Origin of the sequence: Kitasatospora sp. NPDC057692 (assembly GCF_042799475.1) — a bacterium.
In the GTDB taxonomy this organism is placed as follows: domain Bacteria; phylum Actinomycetota; class Actinomycetes; order Streptomycetales; family Streptomycetaceae; genus Kitasatospora.
In genome coordinates, this window is sequence record NZ_JBHVIV010000012.1 from 140,798 (window position 1) to 147,909 (window position 7,112).

The following is a 7,112-nucleotide window of genomic DNA, read 5'->3' on the forward strand; positions in this document are numbered from 1 at the left end:
ACCGGGTGGGTCCCCCCCGTGGGCGTCACCCCGTGGGGGGCGGGGGGGGGGGCGGAGGGGCCCGGGGGGGCGGGGCGCCCCCCCGCCCCGGCCCCCCCGGCCGGCTCCGTAACGTCCCCCGTTACGGGAGCCTGAGCCACTACTTCACCCCGGCCGCACTCTGCAGCACCGACGGGGTGACCGCGCCCGCGAAGACCCGGCCGTCATCGGTGACCAGCACGTTCAGCACCTTGGTGCTGATCAGGGAACCGCCGGCGACCGGCTTGCCCAGCGACTTGGCCAGCGCCAGCGGGTTCTGCGCCGCGCCCTCGCCGGCCCCCGGGCCGCGTCCGCCCGGGCCGTGCCCGCCCTTGCCGCGCGGGCCCCCGCCCTCGGCCGGGACGAACACGTCGCCGGACGGCAGCTTGGCGGAGAGCACGGCCGTCCAGCCCTCGCCGATCACGTTCAGGCCGTCGGCGGCCGCCTCGGCCTCCTCCGGCGAGACCTCGCCGCGCGGCGCGGCGGAGGCCTTCTGCTCCGTCACCTTGGCGCCCTTGGGCACGGTGAACTCGAAGGTCTTCGCGGCCGGTCGGGCGAACGAGACCTGGGTGAAGTGGACGTCCAGCACCGTGCCGCCGTCCGCGCCCCTGACCACGACCGACAGCGGCACGCCGTTGTCGGCGGCCACCGCGATCCGCACCTCGCCGATCGTCGAGCCCGGCTGGGTGGGCTTCACGCTCAGCCGGTAGGCCTTCTGCCCGGCCACCGTCGCGGTGCCGTCCACGGTGACGGCGGTGGTGCCCGCGCCCGCCGCCAGGAACTGCCGGGCCGCCTCCTGCGGGGTGGTCGGCACCCCGGTCAGCGGCGCGCTGCCCGGGTGGCCGCCGGCCGCCGCGTCCGGCCGGGCCCCGGTCAGGTGCACGGCCTCGTTGGTGCTGCTGTCCCAGGCCCAGGCCTGGTCGCCGTTGCGGATCAGCTCGTACCCGGACAGCTGCTCCAGCAGACCGATCCGCTGCCGGTCCGGTCCGTCCACCGCGACCCGCAGGGTGTGCTCGCCGCCGAGCAGGCCGGTGAGCTTCGCGGTGGGCGCGGCGCCCGAGGGCCCGTCCCCGCCGCGCCCCGCGCCGCCGCCCGCGAGCCCCCCGGCCGCGGCGCCCAGCAGCTGGCTCGGCACACCGAGGTCGGTCGAGACCGACACCGTCCCGGTGAGCGTCTGCGCCTGCGAGCCGAGCACCTTCGCCACCACCTGCTCCGCCGTCAGCGCCGGCAGCTCCGGCGGCGAGGAGTCCGCCAGCGCCGGCACCAGCCCCACCCCGGCGGCGATCGCGGCCGTGACAGCCAGCGGAACGGCCACCCGCACCAGGGTGCGCCGGCGCGACCGGTAGGGGGCCCCGCCGTCCTGGAACTCGTCCGCCGGGCCGCCGCCCGCGGTCGCCCTGTCGTCCGTCATCCGTCCAACCCCTCCGTCGGTCAACGACTGTCCCTGGGTCTCCATTAGACGGTCCCGGGCCGCCTTCGTCATCGCCCTGCAGGGTGGGTTCCGGGTCGGCCTCGCGTCGCAGCCGACCCTGATGCCTCCTCAGGGTCGGCTCCTCCGAACGCACGAGGAACGTACGTGAACTGGCGTAGGGTCGCGGCATGGACGCAACCAACTCCCCGACCGCCAACGCGATGCGGCGTGCTCTGCGCCGGGCCCGGGACGGTGTCACGCTGGACGCGACCGAGGCGGCGGTACTGCTGCAGGCGAGAGGCGAGGACCTGCGCGACCTCTGCGCCGGAGCCGCCCGGGTCCGCGACGCCGGCCTCGACGCGGCCGGCCGGCCCGGCGTCATCACCTACTCCAGGAGTGTGTTCATCCCGCTCACCCGGCTCTGCCGGGACAAGTGCCACTACTGCACCTTCGTGACCGTCCCTGGCAAGCTGCGCCGGGAGGGCCGGGGGATGTTCATGTCCCCGGACGAGGTGCTGGAGGTCGCCCGGCGGGGCGCGGAACTCGGCTGCAAGGAAGCGCTCATCACGCTCGGGGACAAGCCCGAGGACCGCTGGCCGGAGGCCCGCGAGTGGCTGGACGCGCACGGCTACGACGACACGATCGCGTACGTCCGCGCGATGTCGATCCGGATCCTGGAGGAGACCGGACTGCTCCCGCACCTCAACCCCGGGGTGCTGAGCTGGACGGACTTCCAGCGGCTGAAGCCGGTCTCCGCCTCGATGGGCATGATGCTGGAGACCACCGCCACCCGGCTGTGGAGCGAGCCCGGCGGCCCGCACTTCGGCTCGCCCGACAAGGAGCCGGCCGTCCGGCTGCGGGTGCTGGAGGACGCCGGCCGCAGCTCGGTGCCGTTCACCAGCGGTCTGCTGATCGGCATCGGCGAGACCTACGAGGAGCGCGCCGAGTCGCTGTTCGCGCTGCGCCGGGTCTCCCGGGCCTACCACGGCGTCCAGGAGCTGATCCTGCAGAACTTCCGCGCCAAGCCGGACACCGCGATGCGCGGCATGCCGGACGCGGAGCTGGACGAGCTGGTCGCCACCGTCGCGGTGGCCCGGCACATCATGGGCCCGTCCGCCTGCCTCCAGGCGCCGCCGAACCTGGTGGACGGCGAGTACGAGCGGCTGATCGCGGCCGGCATCGACGACTGGGGCGGGGTCTCCCCGCTGACCCCCGACCACGTCAACCCCGAGCGCCCCTGGCCGCAGATCGAGAAGCTGGCCGAGCGCTCGGCCGCGGCCGGCTTCGAGCTGCGCGAGCGCCTCGCCGTCTACCCCGAGTACGTGCGTCGCGGCGAGCCCTGGCTGGACCCGCGGGTGCTGCCGCACGTCCGGGCGCTGGCCGACCCGGAGACCGGTCTGGCCCGGCCCGACGCGGTGGTCACCGGGCACCCCTGGCAGGAGCCGGAGGACCTGCCGGACTCGTACGGCCGCACCGACCTGCACAGCACCATCGACACCGAGGGCCGCACCGGCGACCGGCGGGCCGACTTCGAGGACGTCTACGGCGATTGGGAGGTGCTGCGCGAGCAGGCCGCCTCGGCCGCCCCCGGCCCGGCCGGCGCGCCGGAGCGGCTGGACGCCGAGGTCCGGGCCGCGCTCGCGGTGGCCGCCGACGACCCGGTCCGGCTGACCGACGAGCAGGCGCTGGCGCTGTTCCAGGCGGACGGCCCGGCGCTGGACGCGCTCTGCGGGATCGCCGACGCGGTGCGCCGGGACGCGGTCGGCGACGAGGTCACCTACTGCGTCACCCGGAACATCAACTTCACCAACGTCTGCTACACCGGCTGCCGCTTCTGCGCCTTCGCCCAGCGCCGCACCGACGCGGACGCCTACAGCCTCTCGCTGGAGCAGGTCGCCGACCGGGCCGCGCAGGCCTGGGAGGTCGGCGCCACCGAGGTCTGCATGCAGGGCGGCATCCACCCGGACCTGCCCGGCACCGCCTACTTCGACATCGCGCGCGCGGTGAAGGAGCGGGTGCCCGGCATCCACGTGCACGCCTTCTCGCCGATGGAGGTGGTCAACGGCGCCACCCGGACCGGGCTGTCGATCCGGGACTGGCTGCAGCGCGCCCAGGAGTCCGGCCTGGACAGCATCCCGGGCACCGCCGCCGAGATCCTCGACGACGAGGTCCGCTGGGTGCTCACCAAGGGCAAGCTGCCGGCCGCGACCTGGGTGGAGGTCGTCACCACCGCGCACGAGCTGGGCATCCGCTCCTCGTCCACGATGATGTACGGGCACGTGGACACGCCGAAGCACTGGGTGGGCCACCTGCGGCTGCTCGCGGAGATCCAGCAGCGCACCGGCGGCTTCACCGAGTTCGTGACGCTGCCGTTCATCCACACCAACGCCCCGGTCTACCTGGCCGGGATCGCCCGGCCGGGCCCGACCGCGCGGGACAACCGGGCGGTGGTCGCGATGGCCCGGCTGCTGCTCCACCCGCACATCCGCAACATCCAGACCAGCTGGGTGAAGCTGGGCTCCGAGGGCGCCGCCGAGATGCTCCGCTCGGGCGCCAACGACCTGGGCGGCACGCTGATGGAGGAGACCATCTCCCGGATGGCCGGGTCGGCGTACGGGAGCTACAAGTCGGTCCGGGACCTGCGGGCGATCGCCGAGGCGGCCGGGCGCCCGCACCGGCAGCGCACCACCACCTACGGCGAGGTGCCGGCCGAGCGGCTGGCCGCCGCGCTGGCCTCGGACGGCCACCTGCCGGAGCTGCTGCCGCTCGTCGACTGAGCCGTCGCCGTGCGCCGGGGCGGATCCGGTGGAGCGGGAACCCTGCCGTCCCGTTCGGGCATTCGAATACAGTGCGAGGGCGCGCGACCCGCCGTGCGTCGCGCGACCCCGCCCGAACCCGGACGAAAGGCGCCCGTCGTGATGCCACTGTGGTCACGCGCCCAGCAGCAGGACTTCCGCAGCCGGGTGCGGGGGTGCCTGTTGGGCGGGGCGATCGGGGACGCCCTCGGCGCGGGCATCGAGTTCGAGTCGCTGGAGAAGATCCGCGCCGCGCACGGCCCGCTCGGCGTCACCGGGTACGTCCCGGCGTACGGACGGCTCGGCGCCGTCACCGACGACACCCAGATGGTGCTGTTCACCCTGGACGGGCTGATCCGGGCGCACATCCGCCGGGACACCGGCAGCTGGCACCCGCCCACCGACGTCCACCGCGCCTATCTGCGCTGGGCCGCCACCCAGCGGGACTGGGGCCCGGACGAGCGGCGGGCCGACCTCGGCTGGCTCGGCCGCGAGGAGTGGCTGTACGCGCAGCGCGCGCCGGGCCAGGCCTGCCTCTCCGGACTCTCCGGTCCGGACGCCGAGCGGCTGGGCACCCTGGAGGTGCCGAAGAACCCGCACTCCAAGGGCTGCGGCACGGTGATGCGGGCGGCGCCGTTCGGGCTGCTGACCACCTGGGAGCCGGGCCTGGTGTTCCAGCTGGCGGTGGAGTGCTCGGTGCTGACCCACGGCCACCCCACCGGCTACCTCTCGGCCGGCGCGCTGGCGGTGATCGTCCAGACCGCGGCCCGCGGCGGCACCCTGGAGGAGGGCGTGCACCTGGCGCTGGCGCTGCTCTCCGAGCGGCCGGCACACGAGGAGACCACGGCGGCGCTGCGGGCGGCGCTGGACGCGGTGCGGGCGGGCGAGCCGTCGGCCGAGCGGGTCGAGGCGCTGGGGGAGGGCTGGGTCGCCGAGGAGGCGCTGGCGATCGGGGTGTACTGCGCGCTGGTGGCGCACGACATCCGGTCCGGGCTGCTGCTGGCGGTGAACCACTCGGGGGACAGCGACTCCACCGGTGCGATCTGCGGCAACCTGCTCGGGGTGCTGCACGGTGACACCGCGCTGCCACCCGGGCTGGTGGCGGGTCTGGAGGGGCGCGGTGCGCTGCTGGAGCTGGCGGACGACTTCGTCCTGGAGCTGATGCACGGGCCCGAACTGCACAGCGCCGACACCCCGGAGGGCGCGGCCTGGGCGGCTCGCTACCCGGTGCTCGGCTGAGGTGCCGCCCGCCGCGGCCCGGGGGTTTTTGACGGGGTCATGTCGCTGGACGCGAAGATGCCCGTAGCGGTGGCCGCCGCCCCGGGAGGGCGGTGGACACCGCTACGGGCACCTGGCCGAGAAGCGGTACGAGGCGGATCAGAACCCGCCGAACACCCCCGCGCCCGCGTCGGTGGCGAACGTGTTCCAGGCCTCGGCGGAGAAGCGCAGTTGCGGACCCTGCGGGTCCTTGGAGTCGCGGACCGCCACCAGGTCGGCGGCGGGAACGCGGATCTCCACACAGGCGCCGTTGCCGCCGCTGTGACTGCTCTTGCGCCAGCTCGTCCCGTTCTCGAAGGTGGTGCTCATCGGTGGTATCCCTCTTCAATGTCGGCTATCAGTGTCCGGGTCTCGGCCACCCCGAGCGCGGCCGCCCGCAGGTGGTCGTAGAGACTGGTATAGCGGCGCACGTCGGCCTCCTTCTCCAGGTAGAGATCGCTCGTCACCCCTTCGAAGTAGACAACTGTGGAATCGGCTGACTCGGGGAACTCCAGCAGGGAGAATGTCCCGGTCATGCCGGGGTGGGCGCCGTGCGAGAACGGGATGACCTGGATGGTGATGTTGGGGCGCTGGCTCAGCTCCAGCATGTGCTTCAGCTGGTGGGCCATCACCTCCTTGCTGCCGACCTCCCGGCGGAGCACCGCCTCGTCTATCACGGTCCACAGGCTGCCCAGCTGGTTCTCGCCGTTGACCCGGTCCTGGCGCTTCATCCGGACCTGGACGCGGCGCTGGACGGAGAGCGCGTCGGTGTCCGGCTGGGTGCCCTCGACCACGGCCTGCGCGTACTGCTCGGTCTGCAGCAGCCCGGGCACGAAGGAGGACTCGTACGCGCGGATCGAGGAGGCCTCGGCCTCCAGGCCGATGTACACGCTGTAGGGCGTGGGCATGTCGTTGAAGTCGTGCCACCAGCCGCGCTGCCGGGACTCCCGGGCCATCTCCATCAGGCTGGCCCGCATCGCCTCGTCGGCGACGTTGTAGACGTCGCAGAGGTCGCGGACGTCCCGCTGGCTGATGCTGCGGCGGCCGTTCTCCAGCCGGCTGATCTTCGACTGGGAGACCATCAGCCGGCCGGCCACCTCCTCGGCGGTCATCCCGGCCTGGTCCCGGAGCTTGCGCAGTTCCGCGCCGAGGCGCCGGCGGCGCACCGTGGGATTGATGTTCGCGGACACGTCGGCCTCCGGTCGGACCTCTGGTGATCGTTGGAACGGAAGTCCTCGGAACACGGTGGAAATCTGGATCAACCCCCTGATGGTGAGCAGCATGTCACCCCGGATCAGGTCGGCGCCGGGAAATGACCGGAGCGCAGTAGAACAGATCATCGGAAAAGCGCTTCGGCGAGACAGCGGGCGCCTCCGAGTGGTAGGGGCGCCGGGCTCCGGTCCGGTGGTGCTTCGGCGGCGTGACGGATGTGGTGCGGGTGCGGCCCCTGGGCCGCGCAGGTGCTGGTGGCACGTGCGGGGGCGGTATGCGGCCGTTGGTCCGGGGTGGGGCCGGACCGGTCGGGGGACGGCGGAGGGGGGGGGGGGGGGGGGGGAGAACAAACGCAGGCCTACCCCCCCCAACAACCAGGAGGTGGTGGGGGTGTGGGGAGGGAACGACGACTGAAGTAA

The 7,112-nt window shown here is 73.7% G+C and carries 5 protein-coding genes; 2 read left to right on the forward strand and 3 right to left on the reverse strand.

Translation table 11 applies throughout. The features are described from left to right. Positions 1-139: 139 nt before the first annotated feature. Entirely contained in the window at positions 140-1,429 is a 1,290-nt protein-coding gene (locus tag ACFVFS_RS10570; protein WP_380622349.1) for an outer membrane lipoprotein carrier protein LolA, read from the reverse strand. A 188-nt stretch (positions 1,430-1,617) separates the two neighbouring features. On the opposite strand from ACFVFS_RS10570, the gene ACFVFS_RS10575 reads away from it, so the two are divergent. Further along, positions 1,618-4,206 (forward strand): bifunctional FO biosynthesis protein CofGH, encoded by a 2,589-nt coding sequence (locus ACFVFS_RS10575; RefSeq protein ID WP_380622351.1) that lies wholly within the window; start codon positions 1,618-1,620, stop codon positions 4,204-4,206. Between the two features lie 141 nt (positions 4,207-4,347). After that, positions 4,348-5,463: an ADP-ribosylglycohydrolase family protein gene (locus ACFVFS_RS10580; RefSeq protein WP_380622353.1), complete on the forward strand. Its 1,116-nt coding sequence runs from the start codon at positions 4,348-4,350 to the stop codon at positions 5,461-5,463. Between the two features lie 138 nt (positions 5,464-5,601). Here ACFVFS_RS10580 and ACFVFS_RS10585 read toward each other — a convergent pair whose 3' ends face one another. Together ACFVFS_RS10585 and ACFVFS_RS10590 are read right to left on the reverse strand one after the other, a co-directional pair. Then, positions 5,602-5,811 carry a DUF397 domain-containing protein gene (locus tag ACFVFS_RS10585; protein WP_380622355.1) on the reverse strand — a complete coding sequence of 70 codons (210 nt, stop codon included), beginning with the start codon at positions 5,809-5,811 and terminating at the stop codon, positions 5,602-5,604. Then, positions 5,808-6,671: a helix-turn-helix domain-containing protein gene (locus ACFVFS_RS10590; RefSeq protein ID WP_380622357.1), complete on the reverse strand. Its 864-nt coding sequence runs from the start codon at positions 6,669-6,671 to the stop codon at positions 5,808-5,810. Before ACFVFS_RS10590 ends, ACFVFS_RS10585 begins: the two co-directional genes overlap by 4 nt. Between the last annotated feature and the right edge of the window lie 441 nt (positions 6,672-7,112).